This window comes from Facklamia sp. P12950 (assembly GCF_050409465.1).
Taxonomy (GTDB): Bacteria; Bacillota; Bacilli; order Lactobacillales; family Aerococcaceae; genus Facklamia.
In genome coordinates, this window is sequence record NZ_JBNUPK010000001.1 from 381,827 (window position 1) to 398,763 (window position 16,937).

Annotated in this window: 13 protein-coding genes; all 13 read left to right on the top strand. The window is 36.5% G+C overall.

The genetic code is table 11. From position 1 onward, the window contains the following. The first annotated feature begins 15 nt into the window (after nt 1-15). The 13 genes from infB (at nt 16) to ACQV2Q_RS02005 (ending at nt 16,834) form a co-directional block, all read left to right on the top strand. A complete protein-coding gene (gene infB, locus ACQV2Q_RS01945; protein ID WP_428876532.1) occupies nt 16-2,349 on the top strand; it encodes a translation initiation factor IF-2 in 2,334 nt (777 codons plus the stop codon). A gap of 11 nt (nt 2,350-2,360) precedes the next feature. Continuing rightward, a complete protein-coding gene (gene rbfA / locus ACQV2Q_RS01950; RefSeq protein WP_428873944.1) occupies nt 2,361-2,747 on the top strand; it encodes a 30S ribosome-binding factor RbfA in 387 nt (128 codons plus the stop codon). A 160-nt stretch (nt 2,748-2,907) separates the two neighbouring features. Next, nucleotides 2,908-3,828 (top strand): tRNA pseudouridine(55) synthase TruB, encoded by a 921-nt coding sequence (gene truB / locus ACQV2Q_RS01955; RefSeq protein ID WP_428881747.1) that lies wholly within the window; start codon nt 2,908-2,910, stop codon nt 3,826-3,828. A gap of 3 nt (nt 3,829-3,831) precedes the next feature. Further along, nucleotides 3,832-4,767 carry a riboflavin biosynthesis protein RibF gene (ribF, locus tag ACQV2Q_RS01960; protein ID WP_428873946.1) on the top strand — a complete coding sequence of 312 codons (936 nt, stop codon included), beginning with the start codon at nt 3,832-3,834 and terminating at the stop codon, nt 4,765-4,767. 151 nt (nt 4,768-4,918) lie between these two features. Further along, a complete protein-coding gene (hrcA, locus tag ACQV2Q_RS01965) occupies nt 4,919-5,947 on the top strand; it encodes a heat-inducible transcriptional repressor HrcA (protein ID WP_428875320.1) in 1,029 nt (342 codons plus the stop codon). 13 nt (nt 5,948-5,960) lie between these two features. Next, complete coding sequence (gene grpE, locus ACQV2Q_RS01970; protein WP_428881748.1) at nt 5,961-6,602, top strand: nucleotide exchange factor GrpE; 642 nt, start codon at nt 5,961-5,963, stop codon at nt 6,600-6,602. A gap of 51 nt (nt 6,603-6,653) precedes the next feature. Further along, nucleotides 6,654-8,498, top strand: a complete 1,845-nt coding sequence (gene dnaK, locus ACQV2Q_RS01975; RefSeq protein WP_428875319.1) for a molecular chaperone DnaK — start codon at nt 6,654-6,656, stop codon at nt 8,496-8,498. Nucleotides 8,499-8,584: 86 nt separating this feature from the next. Continuing rightward, nucleotides 8,585-9,733 carry a molecular chaperone DnaJ gene (gene dnaJ, locus ACQV2Q_RS01980; protein ID WP_428873950.1) on the top strand — a complete coding sequence of 383 codons (1,149 nt, stop codon included), beginning with the start codon at nt 8,585-8,587 and terminating at the stop codon, nt 9,731-9,733. A gap of 250 nt (nt 9,734-9,983) precedes the next feature. Next, nucleotides 9,984-11,807, top strand: coding sequence for a translation elongation factor 4 (lepA, locus tag ACQV2Q_RS01985; RefSeq protein ID WP_428873951.1), 1,824 nt, complete (start codon nt 9,984-9,986; stop codon nt 11,805-11,807). A 276-nt stretch (nt 11,808-12,083) separates the two neighbouring features. Continuing rightward, complete coding sequence (locus ACQV2Q_RS01990) at nt 12,084-12,767, top strand: N-acetylmannosamine-6-phosphate 2-epimerase (RefSeq protein WP_428881749.1); 684 nt, start codon at nt 12,084-12,086, stop codon at nt 12,765-12,767. Nucleotides 12,768-12,786: 19 nt separating this feature from the next. After that, nucleotides 12,787-13,683 (top strand): N-acetylneuraminate lyase, encoded by an 897-nt coding sequence (locus ACQV2Q_RS01995; protein ID WP_428873954.1) that lies wholly within the window; start codon nt 12,787-12,789, stop codon nt 13,681-13,683. Between the two features lie 86 nt (nt 13,684-13,769). Beyond that, nucleotides 13,770-15,314, top strand: a complete 1,545-nt coding sequence (locus tag ACQV2Q_RS02000) for a sodium:solute symporter (protein ID WP_428881751.1) — start codon at nt 13,770-13,772, stop codon at nt 15,312-15,314. A gap of 605 nt (nt 15,315-15,919) precedes the next feature. After that, nucleotides 15,920-16,834 (top strand): ROK family protein, encoded by a 915-nt coding sequence (locus tag ACQV2Q_RS02005; RefSeq protein ID WP_428881752.1) that lies wholly within the window; start codon nt 15,920-15,922, stop codon nt 16,832-16,834. Nucleotides 16,835-16,937: the final 103 nt, after the last annotated feature.

The following is a 16,937-nucleotide window of genomic DNA, read 5'->3' on the forward strand; positions in this document are numbered from 1 at the left end:
TAGGAAGGTGTTTGTATGAGTACTATTCGTATATATGAATTTGCTAAACAAAACAATATGACTTCAAAAGAAGTCTTAGTGCTTGCTGAAAATAATGGTTTTGAATTTAATAGCCATATGTCCTCGGTAACGCAAGAACAACAAGAACAATTAAAGAAAGCTTTACAAAATAAGAAGACTAGTGGTAAACAAACCAAAAAGGATGTTAAGAAGACGGAAGCTACTAAAGAATCAAATCAAAAAAACAATCAACACAAAGATGCCAAGCAGCGCAAGGATGAAGACAAGTCGAAAGCTTCTAAAAAGCCTTCTTCTCAAAAAGATTCTCAAGCACAAGGTCATAATACAAACCCTAACACTAAGTCTAAAAATCCTAATGAAAAGGCAGCTTCTAAGCAAAAGAAATCAACTGATAGTAAACAAGCTGTAGAGGGTCAAAAAGCAAATCAAAGCAATCAAAGTAATTCTTCAAATAAATCCACTGGTGGATCCAAAAGAAGTCGTGGCGATCGCCGTCGTGGCCGTCGTGGTAAGCAAAATAGTAACTATCAAAAAGAGTCTAAAGGCTTAACAGCTCGTAAGCATAAAGACCTTCCAGAAGCGTTCTACTATACTGAAGGAATGAATGTACAAGATATTGCTAAAGGCTTCCACCGAGATGCAACTGAAATTATTAAAAAACTATTGCTACAAGGGGTAATGGTCAATCAAAACCAGGCACTTTCTAAAGAAGTGATTGAAATTATCTGTTTAGAATATGGCGTTGAACCTATTGAAAAAGTTGTTGTTGAAGTTTCAGACTTAGATCATTATTTTGAAGAAGCTGCTGCTGATGATAATCAAAGCATTCGTCCACCAGTTGTTACAATTATGGGTCACGTTGACCACGGAAAAACCAGTCTCTTGGACTCCTTCCGCCATTCGAGAGTGACTGAAGGAGAAGCTGGTGGAATTACTCAACATATTGGTGCCTATCAAATTGTTTTAAATGATAAGCCAATCACTTTTCTTGATACGCCAGGACATGCTGCCTTTACAACCATGCGTGCACGTGGTGCAGATGTGACTGATATTACAATTATTGTTGTTGCAGCAGATGATGGCGTGATGCCTCAAACGGTTGAAGCGATTAATCATGCCAAAGCTGCAGATGTACCGATAATTGTAGCGATTAACAAAATTGATAAACCTGAAGCCAATCCAGATAAGGTAATGACCGAATTATCTGAACATGGTATTATTTCTGAGGACTGGGGTGGCGAACATATCTTTGTTAATATTTCAGCTAAATACGGGACTAATTTGGATGAGTTATTAGAGATGATTCTTCTGGTTTCAGAAGTTCAAGAATTAAAAGCTAACCCAGACCGTTTAGCTTTAGGTTCAGTCATTGAAGCGCGCTTAGATAAAGCTACCGGTGCCACTGCGACTTTATTAGTTCAACATGGTACCCTACATATAGGGGACCCAATTGTTGTGGGTAACACCTATGGTAGAGTAAGAACAATGGTCAATGATCAAGGGCGTCGTATTCGCTCAGCTGGTCCATCCATGCCGGTGGAAATTACAGGCTTGAATGATGCTCCTCAAGCAGGAGACCAGTTTGTGGTCTTTGAAGATGAAAAAACAGCTCGTCAAGTTGGAGAAGAAAGAGCTCAGAAGGCTCAAGAACAACAAAGAGACCTTAAGAAGAAAGTTACTTTGGATAATCTTTTCGAAACCTTACAAGAAGGTGAGTTAAGATCAGTTAACGTAATCCTAAAAGCAGATGTACAAGGTTCAGTAGAAGCATTAGCTGCTTCATTGATGAAAATAGATGTGGAGGGAGTAAAAGTTAATATTGTCCATCAGGCGGTAGGAGCAATTAATGAGGCTGATATTACTTTAGCTAATGCCTCATCAGCAATTGTGGTAGGATTTAATGTTCGACCAACTCCTCAAGCAAAACAACAAGCAGAAGAAGAGCAAGTAGATATTCGTCTCCATAATATTATTTACAATGTAATTGATGAAATTGAAACAGCTATGAAAGGAATGCTGGACCCTGAGTATGTTGAGGAAGTAACAGGGCAAGCAGTAGTACGTGAAACCTATTCTGTTTCTAAATTAGGCACCATCGCTGGTTCATTTGTTTTAGATGGCTTCATTCAACGCACGAGCAAGGTACGCTTGATACGTGATAACATCGTTATTTACGAAGGAGATCTAGCCAGTTTGAAACGTTTTAAAGATGATGCTAAAGAAGTAAACAAAGGATTAGAATGTGGAATTATGATTGAAGGCTATAATGATATCAAAGTCGATGATATTATTGAAGCCTATCGCATGGTCGAAGTTGAACGTAAATAAAGGAGTATGAAATGGTTAAATATCGTATAGGACGTGTTCGTCAAGAAATAATGCGAGAAGTTAATGATATTCTTCTAAAAGAGATTAAAGACCCTCGTGTTGAAGGGGTTACTATTACTGATGTAGAGCTTACAGGCGACTTACAAAATGCTACAATTTTTTATTCTACTTTAAGTGATAAAGCCGGAGAAAGACAAAAAACAAGTGATGGTTTGAAAGCAATAACAGGTAAAGTTCGCTCGGAACTTGGAAGTCGTTTAAGTCTTTATAAGGTTCCCGAAGTTAAATTTGAAAGAGACCAATCAGTAGACTATGGTAGTCGAATCGATTCATTATTAAATCAATTGCATGAATCTGAATCTTTTGATGAAGCAAGCTCAGTTCAGACGGAGCAATAATCTTAAGTTTTCACAAATCAAGAGCTGTTTTTTTACTGCTCTCATTAAATGAGAGGCGGTAAAACAGCTCTTTTATTCTTGTAGAATTAAGAATCTTGCTTGGAAGCAAGTGCCAATTAAAGTATAATCATAATTGTTATTAATAAAGGGGTTGGCTTGAATGAACGGAATTGTCGCTGTTTGGAAAGAAAAGGGCATGACGAGTCATGATGTAGTATTTAAAATGCGTAAGATTTTTCAAATGAAGCGTGTAGGCCATTGTGGGACCTTGGATCCTGAAGTTGAGGGCGTTTTAGTTGTCTGTTTAGGACAGGCAACCAAGTTAGTTGAAATACTAATGGATAGCAAAAAGATCTATCAAGGAGAAGTCACTTTAGGTCAAGCCACCGATACGGAAGATGCCCAGGGACAAGTTATTGCAAAGAAATTAGTAGAACAAGCCGTTGATGATCAAGTTATTGATCAAGCTATGGCTTCATTAACAGGCAAAATCAGCCAGATTCCTCCTTATTACTCGGCGGTCAAGGTCAAAGGGAAAAGACTCTATGAATATGCCCGAGCAGGTATTGAAGTAGAAAGGCCTGAACGTCAAGTATCTATCGACTACTTCAAGCGTTTAGCTCCGTCACAATATCACACCAGTGAAAAAAGGCAAACTTTCTCCTTTGAAGTAAAGTGCAGTAAAGGGACCTATGTCAGAACCTTAGCGGTAGATTGCGGTAAGTTATTAGGATATCCTAGCCACATGTCCCAATTAGTGCGAACTCAAGCAGCGGGTTATCGTCGAGCGGATAGTTATCGCTTAGATGAATTAAGGCAATTAGCAGAAAAAGACTCCTTAAATACAGCTGTTCACCCCATTGAAACGGCAGTTTCTGACTATGCAAAAATCCAACTAAATCCAGAACAGTTTACAGACATTAAACATGGAAAAGTTTTAGACATTAATTATTTTAATGACAGGCTTATTGAACCAACTGCCTTATTTTATCAAGACCGTTTGTTAGCAATTTACGGCCCACATCCTAGCAAAGAGAATTTAATAAAACCTATTAAGATGTTTCCAATGGAAGGAGTTTAAGCCTTGCAGACAATTTATTTAGCACATCCTTACGATCAAGAACAACTATATGACCAACCAGTCGTTTTAGCTCTAGGCTTTTTTGATGGTGTTCATTTAGGCCATCAAGAAGTTATCAAAAAGGGGCGCGAATTAGCAGATCATTATCAAGTCCCTTTAGCCGTCTTAACTTTTAACCATACTCCTCGTCTTGTTTATCAACAGATCCATCCGAATCACTACTTTTATTTAAGTGATAACCCTCGTAAAATAGAACTGATGGAGGTTAATGGAGTAGATATTTTATATATTGCTGAGTTCACTTCAGCCATGGGAGCTCAGAGTCCACAAGAGTTCGTGGACAACTACATGGTTAATTTGAATGCCGTTCATGTGGTGGCAGGTTTTGACTATACATACGGTCTGAAAGAGATAGCTAATATGCAAACTCTGGTTGACCATAGTCAAGGACGCTTTAAAATTAGCGAAATTCCTAAAAAGACAATCGGTGACCATAAGATTTCTTCAAGTGAAATTCAATACCAGCTATCAAATGGTAATATTGATTTAGCTAATCAAGAATTAGGTTACATTTATGAAACCAGAGGACTTGTCATCAATGGATTAAAAAGAGGGAGAAAACTAGGTTTTCCGACAGCGAATGTGGCAATGGATTATGGTCAGTTAACACCTGGTATAGGGGTGTATATTGTCGAAATTTGTGTTCAAGGCCAATGGTATATGGGCATGGCATCTATTGGATATAATATTACCTTTGATGATGTGAAAGAACTCTCCATTGAAGTTTATATTTTAGATTTTGACCGCATGATTTATGGGGAAAAGGTTCGTATAAAGTGGCATCATTACTTGCGTGGAGAGATTAAATTTGATGGTATTGAAGGTTTGATTAATCAACTTGAAAAGGATCAAGACCATACACGGGCGTACTTTAAATAATCAAGGATCGATAGACATAATTAGCACTTTAGAATTGAGAGTGCTAATTTTTTTAATTTTATGGGCATAATCCCTTGACAAAGGTGATGGAGGATAGTAAGATATAGACAGTTAGCACTCGGTATGAATAAGTGCTAATAATGTGAGGTGATTGATCATATTAACAGCCAGACAACACCAAATCTTAGAATTAATTGTTCGCCTTTATGCAAATTTAGAGGCACCAATCGGGTCAAAGACTTTACTCAAGGAGAGTTTTCTTGATATAAGTCCGGCAACTGTTCGTAATGAGATGGTTGTTTTAGAAAAAAACGGCTTTCTGGTTAAGGCACATACATCAAGTGGTAGAATACCTTCTTATGAAGGCTATCGTTATTATGTAGATCGTCTGATCACTAAAATTGAGAATGATTCATGGGAGCAATCCTATGAAGCAGATCTCAAAGCAGTTAGCGAAATCTTCTTAAATCGCCGACAAGAGAATTTTAAGATGGCGAAAATTGCTGCGGATTTATTGGTCTCATTAACTGGATTACCTTGCTTGGTTTTTGGACAGAATAATGAAGAGCATCGAGTGGCTGACTTTAAGTTAGTGCTTTTAAGTAACCATCAAATAATGGCTATTTTATTATCGGATCAAGGACATGTGGAAAATAAAATGTTCCAAACCTTATATCCGGTTGAGGATGATGATTTACGTCAAATGCGTTCAATTCTTAATTCAGAATTGCGAGGTATTACATTAGAAGATGCTTATCAGCGGACTAAATTAACTATTCCGATGATTATGCAAAGACAATTGTCAACTTCGATTGATTTTTCTCCTTTAGTTGAGAAGTCAATTCAACAAGTTAAAGGAACACGTTATTTTGTTTCTGGCAAGAATAATCTTTTTGATTGTTTGGATCAGCGTTATTCCAACAATGAATACAAAAAATTATTCAATTTGATTGATGGATCGAATGAATTATTTGATCTCTTTGAACAACGTCAAGATGGAATCGAAGTTCTTTTCGGACAAGAGTTTGCTCCGCAAGGGATGCGTCATTTATCTTTAGTGACGGGAACCTTCACACAAGACTTAAGCAAAATGTCTTTAAGTATCTTAGGACCTTCGACGATGCATTATTCACGCATGATTGTCCTTATGGAGCAGATATTAAAAGAATTTAATCAATAAAGGAGGTCATCAAGTGACAGAAGAAAATAAAAAGAGGAATGACAAGCAATCTTCTGCAGAACTTAACGATGAAAAAGAAAAGTTAGTAGAAGATGAAGTCATTGAAAGTTCAGCAGAAAAAAATCAGGATAGTCTGAATAATGATGTAAATGATGTAAACGATGTAAATGAAGAAACTGAAGTAGCACCAGTAGAGGAAGTTTCTTCCATTGAAGATGAATTAAGAGAAAGTATTCAGAATTTGGAGGATCGAAATTTACGTCTACAGGCTGAAATTGCTAATATGCAACGATCTAATAGTCGTGAAAGACAAGAAGCTGCTAAATATCGATCTCAATCTTTAGCTAATAAATTAATAGATGCTATTGATAATCTTGAACGCGCTTTGCAAATCAAAGCAAGTTCAGAAGAGAGTCAAGCAATCCACAAAGGGATCCAAATGGTGTATGATCAAATCTTACAAGCATTTAAAGAAGAAAAAATTGAAGTGATCAATCCCTTAAACGAAACATTCGATCCAAATTATCATCAAGCGGTAACCACCCAACCAGCGGCTGAAGGACAAGACACTGATATTGTAGTGAATGTTCTACAAAAAGGATACATCCTTAATGATCGCATCATTCGCCCGGCCATGGTAATTGTGTCCGCCTAATTATTAAGCACTTAGTTTTAACCAAAATAAATTTTTAAAGGAGTAGATTATATGTCTAAAATTATAGGTATTGACTTAGGTACAACAAACTCTGCTGTTTCCATTTTAGAAGGTGGAGAAGCAAAGATTATTACTAACCCAGAAGGAAACCGTACCACTCCATCTGTAGTAGCTTTCAAAAATAATGAGATTCAAGTGGGTGAAGTAGCTAAGCGTCAAGCAGTTACAAACCCTGACACAGTAGCTTCCATCAAACGTCATATTGGAGAAGATAACTTTAAGACTGAAATGGGTGGAAAGAGCTATACACCTCAAGAGATTTCAGCTATGATTTTACAACACTTGAAATCATTTGCTGAAGATTACTTAGGCGATAAGGTTGAGAAAGCAGTTATCACTGTTCCTGCTTATTTTAACGATGCTCAGCGTCAAGCAACTAAAGATGCTGGACGTATTGCAGGTTTAGAAGTTGAACGTATTGTTAACGAGCCAACCGCTGCAGCTTTAGCGTATGGTTTAGATAAAACCGATGCTGAAGAAAAAGTCCTAGTCTTTGACTTAGGGGGAGGAACTTTTGACGTTTCAATCCTTGAATTAGGCGATGGCGTATTTGATGTATTATCTACAGCAGGGGATAATAAACTAGGTGGAGATGACTTTGATAATAAAGTTATCGACTTCTTAGTTGAAGAATTTAAAAAAGAAAACTCTATTGACCTTTCTAAAGATAAAATGGCTTTACAGCGCCTGAAAGACGCTGCAGAAAAAGCTAAGAAAGATCTTTCTGGTGTGACTTCTACACAAATCAGCTTACCATTTATTACAGCGACAGCTGATGGGCCATTACACTTAGAAACAACTTTAACTCGTGCTAAATTTGATGAGTTAACGCATGACTTAGTAGAAAGAACTAAAGGGCCAGTTCGTCAAGCCTTGAAAGATGCTGGTTTAAGCAAATCTGAAATTGACGAAGTAATCTTGGTAGGAGGATCGACACGTATTCCTGCTGTACAAGAAGCCGTTAAGAAAGAAACTGGAAAAGATCCTAACAAATCGGTTAACCCAGACGAAGTAGTTGCTATGGGTGCAGCTATCCAAGGTGGCGTTATCTCTGGTGATGTTAAAGACATCGTTCTATTAGATGTTACGCCATTATCACTTGGTATCGAAACAATGGGTGGTGTATTCACTAAATTAATTGACCGTAACACTACTATCCCAACTTCTAAATCACAAGTCTTCTCTACAGCAGCTGACAATCAACCAGCAGTAGATGTTCACGTTTTACAAGGTGAGCGTGAAATGGCAGCAGATAATAAGACTTTAGGTCGTTTCCAATTAACTGATATTCCAGCAGCACCTCGTGGCATTCCACAAATTGAAGTTACCTTTGATATTGATAAAAACGGTATTGTGAACGTTTCAGCCAAAGATTTAGGTACTCAAAAAGAACAAACGATTACTATAAAATCTTCTTCAGGTTTATCCGATGAAGAAATCGAACGTATGGTTAAAGATGCTGAGGCAAATGCTGAATCCGATAAGAAACGTCGTGAAGAAGCTGATTTACGCAACGAAGTCGATCAAATGATCTTTACAACTAATAAGACTATCGATGAATTGAAAGATAATGATAACATTTCTGAAGATGAATTGACTAAAGCAGAAACAGCTCGTGATGAATTGAAAGCAGCTGTTGAAGCAAATGATTTAGAAGAAATGAAAACAAAACGTGATGCATTAAATGAAGTGATTCAAAATCTATCCGTTAAACTTTACGAGCAAGCTGCTCAACAAGCTCAAGCTGCTCAAGAAAATCAAACAGATGCCTCTGATGCTCAATCATCTTCTGATGATAATATTGTCGATGCTGACTTTGAAGAAGTCGACGAGTAATTAAGACATACTTTAGCAAGAGTCTAGGCTAAGTCCTCGACTCTTGTCTTTTATCAGGAGAATTAAAATGTGTAAGGAGGGACAAAATGGCAAATAAAAGAGACTATTATGATGTCTTAGGTGTATCTCGCGATGCCAGTGATGCTGACATTAAAAAGGCTTATCGTAAACTGTCCAAAAAATACCATCCGGATATTAATAAAGATGCAGGAGCTGACGAAAAGTTTAAAGAAGTTGCAGAAGCTTATGAGGTCCTAAGTGATAGTCAAAAGCGGGCTGCTTATGATCAATACGGCCATGCTTCAACGGATCCTAACTTTGGAGCCGGCTTTGGCGGTGGTGGTTTTGGTGGCTTCTCTGGTGGTGCAGGCTTTGGCTTTGAAGATATCTTTGATACTTTCTTTGGTGGATCTGCTGGAGGAGGACGAAGAGCCAATGCTCCTCGTAAGGGTAATGACCTACAATATCGTATTAATTTAACCTTTGAAGAAGCTATTTTTGGTAAAGAAACGACCATAAAATATAATCGTAATGAGGAATGTCATACCTGTCACGGAACAGGTGCCAAGGAAGGCACTGAGCCCGTTACTTGCCACAAGTGTCATGGCACGGGGACTATTCAGGTAGAACGAAACTCTCCTTTTGGTCGTGTGATGACGCAAACCACATGTGATGTCTGCGGTGGGACAGGTAAAGAAATTAAAGAAAAATGTACCACTTGTCATGGTTCTGGTATAGAATCCGTTAGTCATTCTGTTAAAGTGACTGTGCCAGCAGGTGTTGAAGAAGGTAATCAAATTCGCCTTTCAGGACAAGGTGAGGCGGGTTCAAATGGTGGACCTTATGGAGACCTTTATGTAGTTTTCCATGTTGAACCAAGTAAGGAATTTAAACGAGATGGTACGGAAATCTATTACACGCTACCCATCACTTTCTCTCAAGCGGCCTTGGGTGATGAAATCCAAGTTCCAACGGTACATGGTAAGGTGAAGTTAAAGGTTCCAGCTGGCACACAAACAGGGACCACTTTCCGCTTAAAAGGCAAAGGAGCACCGAGTGTTCGCTCAGGTTATACGGGAGATCAACAAGTAACGGTTAAAGTCGTTACTCCTTCTAAACTGACTGACAAACAGCATGAATTATTTAAACAGTTAGCTAAAGAAATGGGTGCTAATGTTAAAGAGCAAGAAGGTGGCTTCTTTAATAAGATGCGTGATATTTTTCATGGTGAATAAAAATAGGCTAGCATCAGGGTATTCAATATGCTCTGATGCTTTTTACTTGCTTAGAAAAGTTTTAAATCAATTGGAATCAAAATAAGATTGATTAGCTTCTAGATAGGAAATTTTAAAGAATAAATAAAGATTTTATTGAGTAGTTCATTTATTAAAATACCATAGTGAAAGAAAACTATTCAAAATCACTCATTTTTGATAAGATAGACCTTAGCTATTGATAAGAGGCTTGAAAAGGAAGTGAAGTCAAGTGAATATAGAAGAAATGAAGAATAGACAAGAAAGAATCCGTAATTTTTCGATAATTGCGCATATTGACCATGGTAAATCCACACTAGCTGATCGTATTTTACAACAAACACATACAGTGGCTGATCGTGATATGCAAGAGCAATTGTTAGATTCCATGGACTTGGAAAGAGAACGAGGAATTACCATTAAATTGAATGCAGTGGAACTGACTTATCGGGCTAAAGATGGCATTGATTATATTTTCCATTTAATCGATACCCCTGGTCACGTCGATTTTACTTATGAGGTTTCAAGATCTTTGGCTGCTTGTGAAGGAGCCATTCTAGTAGTCGATGCAGCACAAGGAATTGAAGCCCAAACCTTGGCTAATGTGTATTTAGCAGTGGATAATGATTTAGAAATATTGCCTGTTATTAATAAAATCGATCTGCCTTCAGCCGATCCTGAAAGGGTTCAAAAAGAAATTGAAGATATTATCGGCATCGATGCCTCAGAAGCGGTTTTTGCTTCTGCCAAGTCAGGCATCGGTATTGATGAGATTTTAGAGCAAATAGTTGAGAAAGTTCCTGCACCAATGGGAGATATAGAAGACCCCTTACAAGCTCTTATTTTTGACTCTGCTTATGATGCTTATCGTGGGGTTGTTTTAAATATTCGAGTGATGAATGGTATGGTCAAACCAGGTGACACCATCCGTCTAATGAGTAATGGTAAAGAGTTTGAAGTGATTGATGTTGGAATTTTCTCACCGAGTCCTCTCAAAAGAGACTTCTTGATGGTAGGAGATGTTGGCTATCTAACCGCAGGTATAAAGACCATTCAAGATACTCGTGTAGGAGATACTATAACCCTAGCGGATAATCCAGCTGAGGAGGCCTTGGATGGTTACCGCAAATTAAATCCAATGGTTTTTGCCGGTCTCTATCCGGTTGACTCGGCCGATTATAATGACTTGCGGGAAGCACTTGAAAAGTTACAATTAAATGATGCTTCTTTACACTTTGAACCAGAAACATCGCAAGCCCTAGGCTTTGGTTTCCGAACAGGCTTTTTAGGTTTACTGCATATGGATGTTATTCAAGAAAGACTTGAGCGTGAATTTGATATTGATTTAATTACCACTGCTCCGTCAGTTATTTACCGTGTTGAAAAGACGGATGGGGAAGAGCTTTTGATTGACAACCCATCTGAAATGCCAGATCCAACAGAGATTGATAAGATTTTTGAACCTTATGTAAAAGCGACTATTATGGTACCAAATGATTATGTGGGCGCTGTAATGGAACTATCTCAACGCAAGCGTGGTAACTTTATTACGATGGATTATCTGGATGATTTCCGGGTAAATGTAATTTATGAACTACCAATGGCTGAAATTGTGTATGATTTCTTCGATAAGTTGAAATCATCAACCAAAGGCTATGCTTCCTTAGATTACGAATTAATTGGCTATAAAGAGTCTAATCTAGTAAAATTAGAAGTTTTACTTAATTCTGATGTCATTGATGCCTTCTCGATTATAGTGCATAAAGATTTTGCCTATAATCGCGGTCGTGCTTTAGTTGAAAAACTAAAAGGGATTATCCCACGTCAAATGTTTGAAGTACCTGTCCAAGCAGCTATTGGACATAAGATCATCGCACGAACAACCATTAAGGCTTATCGAAAAGATGTTACAGCTAAATTATATGGTGGGGATGTCTCCCGTCGTAAGAAGTTATTAGAAAAACAAAAAGAAGGTAAAAAGCGGATGAAATCAGTCGGTAACGTTGAAATTCCACAAGAAGCTTTCATGGCTGTCTTACAAATGGATGAAGAATAAAAGAATAACGGTTCATAAAAACCTATCTTTGAGAATTCAAAGATGGGTTTTCTTATTACTATAAAGCAATATTAATTTTCGTTTTGAACCAATCCCTTTTAGAGAACGTAAGTAAGCTACTTTTATGATAAATAATCAATTAAAATCTTTTTAAATAAGTATAATAAAAGTTTTTGTTTTCAGAAAACTCACTGTCTTTTCATAAAATATTGAAATGCTACAAAGTGATGTGTATAATTTTAAATTAGAAAGCGCTTTGATAAAGGAGGTTATTGAATGATTGAAGGAATAAAAGGGGAATTAATTGTTTCTTGTCAAGCTTTAGAAGATGAACCTTTGCACAGTTCTTTTATCATGTCACGAATGGCCTTAGCTGCTAAAGAAGGTGGAGCTAAAGGTATTCGTTCGAATTCAGTTGAAGATATTAAAGCAATCAAAGAACAAGTCGATTTGCCAATTATTGGCATTATTAAACGGGTTTATGATGGGGCTGATGCTTTTATTACACCTACGATGACTGAAGTGGATGAGTTAATGCAAGCAAAGCCGGAAATCATAGCAATTGATGCAACTGCATCTACGAGGCCATACGGAGAATCATTAAGTGATTTAATGGTAAAGATTAAAGAAAAGTATCCCCAACAAAAGCTGATGGCTGATTGTTCAACCTTAGAAGAAATGAAAATGGCTGAACAAATTGGTTTTGATTATATTGGTACAACCTTGGTAGGTTATACTCAACAAAGTAAGAAAGATAAGATAGAAAGCAATGATTTTCAACTCATCCGTCAAGCGGTTGAAACAATCAACAAACCAATTATTGCTGAAGGTAATATTGATACTCCTGAAAAAGTAAGACACGTTTTAGAGCTTGGGGTATATAGTGTAGTAGTTGGTTCAGCTATCACTAGACCTCAATTAATTACAAAAAAATTTGTCGAAGCTATTCATAACCAATAGATTAATAGGGGGAAATAAAATGACAAAAAAAACAGCTAGAGAAATCAAAGGTATTATCTCAGCCCTCTTGGTACCCTTTGATTCAAAGGGCAAAGTTAACGAAGCAGGGCTACGTCAAGTAGTCCGTCATAATATTGATAATATGAAGGTAGCAGGGCTATATGTAGGAGGCTCAACTGGTGAAAATTTCTTATTAGATATGGCCATTAAAAAACAAATTTTTGAAATTGTTAAAGATGAAGTGAAAGACCAAGTGAAACTCATTGCACAAGTTGGTGGTCCCAATGTTTATGAAGCAATTGAACTCGGTAAATTTGCGACAGATTTGGATTATGACGCAATTTCAGCAGTAACTCCTTTTTATTATAAGTTTTCATTCGCTGAGGTTAAACAATATTATAAAGATATTACAGAAGCTGTTGATAATGACTTAATTATTTATTCAATCCCAGTTCTTACAGGTATTAATATGGGGATGGCAGAATTTAAGGAATTATTTGAATTAGACAATATTGTTGGTGTTAAGTTTACTGCTGCAGACTTTTTCTTATTAGAACGATTACGTAAAGCGTTTCCAGATGTACTAATCTATTCAGGTTTTGATGAGATGCTTTATCCAGCTGCTATCTATCATGTTGATGGAGCAATCGGATCGACATATAACGTAAATGGTTTGCGAGCTCGTGGCATTTTAGAAGCTGTCAATGAGGGCAACCATGAGAAAGCACTTAAGCTACAAAATGAGAGTAATGATTTAATTGAAGCAGTGCTAGCAAACGGTTTATATCCAACTCTTAAAAGTATTTTACAATTACAGGGTGCGAATAAAGGGGAGTTTTTAAGTCGTAAACCGATGGCTTCGATGACAGCCGACCAAAAAGAAGAAGCAGAACGAATTTTTAAAAATTATTTATAATTAATTAAAAAGACTTAGGTAATTAAAGAATATTTTATATAGCGTTATGCTTCACTAAGCATGTGAAATTGAAAAGGAGTTTAACTATGGCACAAGAAGGCTTTACAACAATCGATTTTATTATTTTAGTTATTTATTTAGTAGCTGTTTTGTTTGCTGGATTACTGTTTTCTAAGAAAGATATGATTGGTAAAGAGTTTTTCAAAGGAGATGGCTCAATCCCTTGGTATGTAACTTCGGTTTCTATTTTCGCAACCTTGTTAAGTCCGATTTCTTTCATGACTTTAGCAGGTAACTCCTATAAGGGAACTTGGTTATTGTGGTTTGCGCAATTAGGGATGATTATTGCAATTCCTTTTGCTATAAAATTTTTCCTGCCTATTTATGCCAGAATGGATATTGATACTGCTTATGATTATTTAGAGCAACGGTTTAACTCTAGACTTTTGCGAGCAATCGGTGCTATTTTGTTCATTATCTATCAAATTGGTCGTATGTCTATTATTATGTATCTACCCTCTGCTGCTTTAGCCACATTAACTGGAATCTCAGTCAATTGGCTAATTGTGGTAATGGGTGTAATTGCGATTATTTATTCTTATACTGGTGGGATTAAATCAGTTTTATGGACCGATTTTATTCAAGGATCTGTTTTGTTAGTAGGTGTTGCTGTGACTCTAGGCTTTTTAGTCAAGGACTTAGACGGCGGTTTCCAACCAATCATGAATTTGTTAGCTAAAGACAAATTTATTGCCCCTCACGAACCGATTTTTGATCCGAACCTTTTAAAATCTTCTATCTTTTTACTAGTTGTTGGCGCTGGCTTTAATACACTGTCATCTTATATTTCAAGTCAGGATATCGTGCAACGGTTCACTACCACTCAAGATATTAAAAAATTGAATAAAATGATGTTTACCAATGGTGTCTTATCTATTTTTATTGCGACTATGTTTTATCTTATTGGGACGGGATTATTCGCTTATTATCAATTACAAAATCCGAGTGATCCTGGCGCTTTAGTAGCTCAAGATCAAGTGTTTACTTACTATATAGCCTATCGTTTACCAGTTGGTATTACCGGTGTTCTTTTAGCAGCTATTTTTGCTGCCAGTCAATCAACTCTATCGACAGGTTTGAACTCTGTCGCTACCTCATGGACATTGGACATACAAGAGGTGATTTCTAAGAATTTAGATGACGCCAAACGAACTCAAATTGCGCGTTGGATTTCTTTAGGCGTTGGAATTTTCTCCATTATTATCTCAATTATTCTTGCACACTCTGATATTAAATCAGCCTATGAATGGTTTAATGGATTCATGGGACTCGTTTTAGGGGTTCTAGGTGGAGTCTTTATGCTAGGGGTATTCTCTAAAAAAGCTAACAAAATTGGTGCTTATGCTGCACTAATTGTTTCAAGTTTAGTAATGATTTTCATTAAATACGGTCTTCCTGCAGAAAAGGTAAGCATTTGGGTTTATTCGCTTATTTCAATAGGCGTATCTTTAATTGTCGGTTATCTTGTATCGATAATGGTTAAAGATGAGACATCGACTGCTCCAAAATTCACCACTGTCTATGATATTTCTGAGATTAAAGCGAATAATGACTGGTTGGTAAGACATTAATGAAACTTTATGATTTAAATCAAATAGATCAAATCAAGCGAGAAGCTATACTAAGAGTCATTAACTTTTAAAAGAAAATAATGACTTAAGTGATTGCCAGCTTGGCCCCATATGATTTCCGATGACTTTTATTTTAATATCTTAGAATAGGAGATTACGACAGATGACCATAGAGTTTGGCAAAGTTATCCTAGCTATTTTGATGTATTTGTTCCTATTAAAGGTCAGGAAAAAATTTGGCATAACTTTAATGGAAATGTTCAATGAAAAGATTATGTAGAAAAGGATGGCTGGCAAAAACCTCACGCTCAACCATTATCGGAATGAATCATTCAGCCTGGACAAATCTTAGTTTTTGATCGTGAAGATGTTCAAAATTGTTGACCAGATAGAAACAATTAAAAAAGCTGTTTTTAAGGGGAAATATGAACTGTGTAACATTTTAAGTAGGGAAAGGGCTAAGCGTCTTTTCCCTATTTTTAAGGTGGTAGGTAAGGTGAAAAATGAATAATTAGTAATAAGGCCATTAAATGATGACTACTCTAAAAATAGAATAAGATATATTATTTCTATCACTGTAATTTTGTATAAGAGGAAGTGAAAAAATGCATATACTAGCGATTGATATTGGCGGTACAACGATAAAAAGTGATGTTTATGATGAGAAGGGGCATTCTTTTAATTATTTTAAAGAAGAGGAAACACCGATAGATTCCTTAAAAAAATCAAATCATATTATGGAATATGTTTTAAATTTAGTTGGTGAAACGATTAAAAGTCTTAAGCAAATCAACAAAAAGTTAAAGGGTGTTGCTATTTCTTCAGCAGGGGTAGTCGATCCTGAACAAGGAAAGATAGTTTATGCAGGTTATACAATTCCTGACTATGTAGGAACTGATTTTAAGCAAGCCATTAACCATCACTTTGATTTACCTTGTGTTGTTCTAAATGATGTCAATGCGGCAGCTTTTGCTGAATTTTCAATTGGAGCTTTTGCACGCAATAGTTCATTAGTTTGTTTGACTATTGGCACGGGTGTTGGCGGGGCTTTAATCCTTAATGGTCAATTGTATCATGGAGAAGGTTTTTCTGCCGGCGAAGTTGGTTACTTACCTGTTAATGGTAAAAGATTTCAAGATGTAGCATCGACGACTGCTATGTGCAAATACTTTGAACAGCTCACTGGAGAAAGTAATACTAATGGAAAAATAATTTTTGAAGCCTATAAAACTAATCATCCAGCCGCAATCGAAACAATTAACTGGTTTGCTGAAAACTTTTCAGAAGGATTACTTCCAATTATTTATTTGATAAATCCAGAGTACATTATTTTAGGAGGCGGTATTATGAATCAACATAAAATATTGTTACCAATTATTTTAGAAAAATTGGCTGCAAAAATTGAAAATAATATTTTTCTGCCTAAAGCTATCCTAGCTGCAAAGTATAGTAATGAAGCTGGAAGAATTGGAGCTCTTTACTACTTTATTAAAAAGTATGGAGTTTGTTCTACAAATTAAAAACTAACTCAAAACTATTCTTATGAGTTGACCCCAAAAGTTCGAGTAAAAAACTAACTTTTGGGGGTACTTTTATGTCTAAAAATAGGCTTCTGAATTGAAA

Excerpts from the sequence above, each read along its gene's own strand:
- infB (WP_428876532.1), top strand. The coding sequence starts at position 16 with ATGAGTACTATTCGTATATATGAATTTGCTAAACAAAACAATATGACT.
- rbfA (WP_428873944.1), top strand. The coding sequence starts at position 2,361 with ATGGTTAAATATCGTATAGGACGTGTTCGTCAAGAAATAATGCGAGAA.
- truB (WP_428881747.1), top strand. The coding sequence starts at position 2,908 with ATGAACGGAATTGTCGCTGTTTGGAAAGAAAAGGGCATGACGAGTCAT.
- dnaK (WP_428875319.1), top strand. The coding sequence starts at position 6,654 with ATGTCTAAAATTATAGGTATTGACTTAGGTACAACAAACTCTGCTGTT.
- dnaJ (WP_428873950.1), top strand. The coding sequence starts at position 8,585 with ATGGCAAATAAAAGAGACTATTATGATGTCTTAGGTGTATCTCGCGAT.
- ACQV2Q_RS01990 (WP_428881749.1), top strand. The coding sequence starts at position 12,084 with ATGATTGAAGGAATAAAAGGGGAATTAATTGTTTCTTGTCAAGCTTTA.
- ACQV2Q_RS01995 (WP_428873954.1), top strand. The coding sequence starts at position 12,787 with ATGACAAAAAAAACAGCTAGAGAAATCAAAGGTATTATCTCAGCCCTC.
- ACQV2Q_RS02000 (WP_428881751.1), top strand. The coding sequence starts at position 13,770 with ATGGCACAAGAAGGCTTTACAACAATCGATTTTATTATTTTAGTTATT.
- ACQV2Q_RS02005 (WP_428881752.1), top strand. The coding sequence starts at position 15,920 with ATGCATATACTAGCGATTGATATTGGCGGTACAACGATAAAAAGTGAT.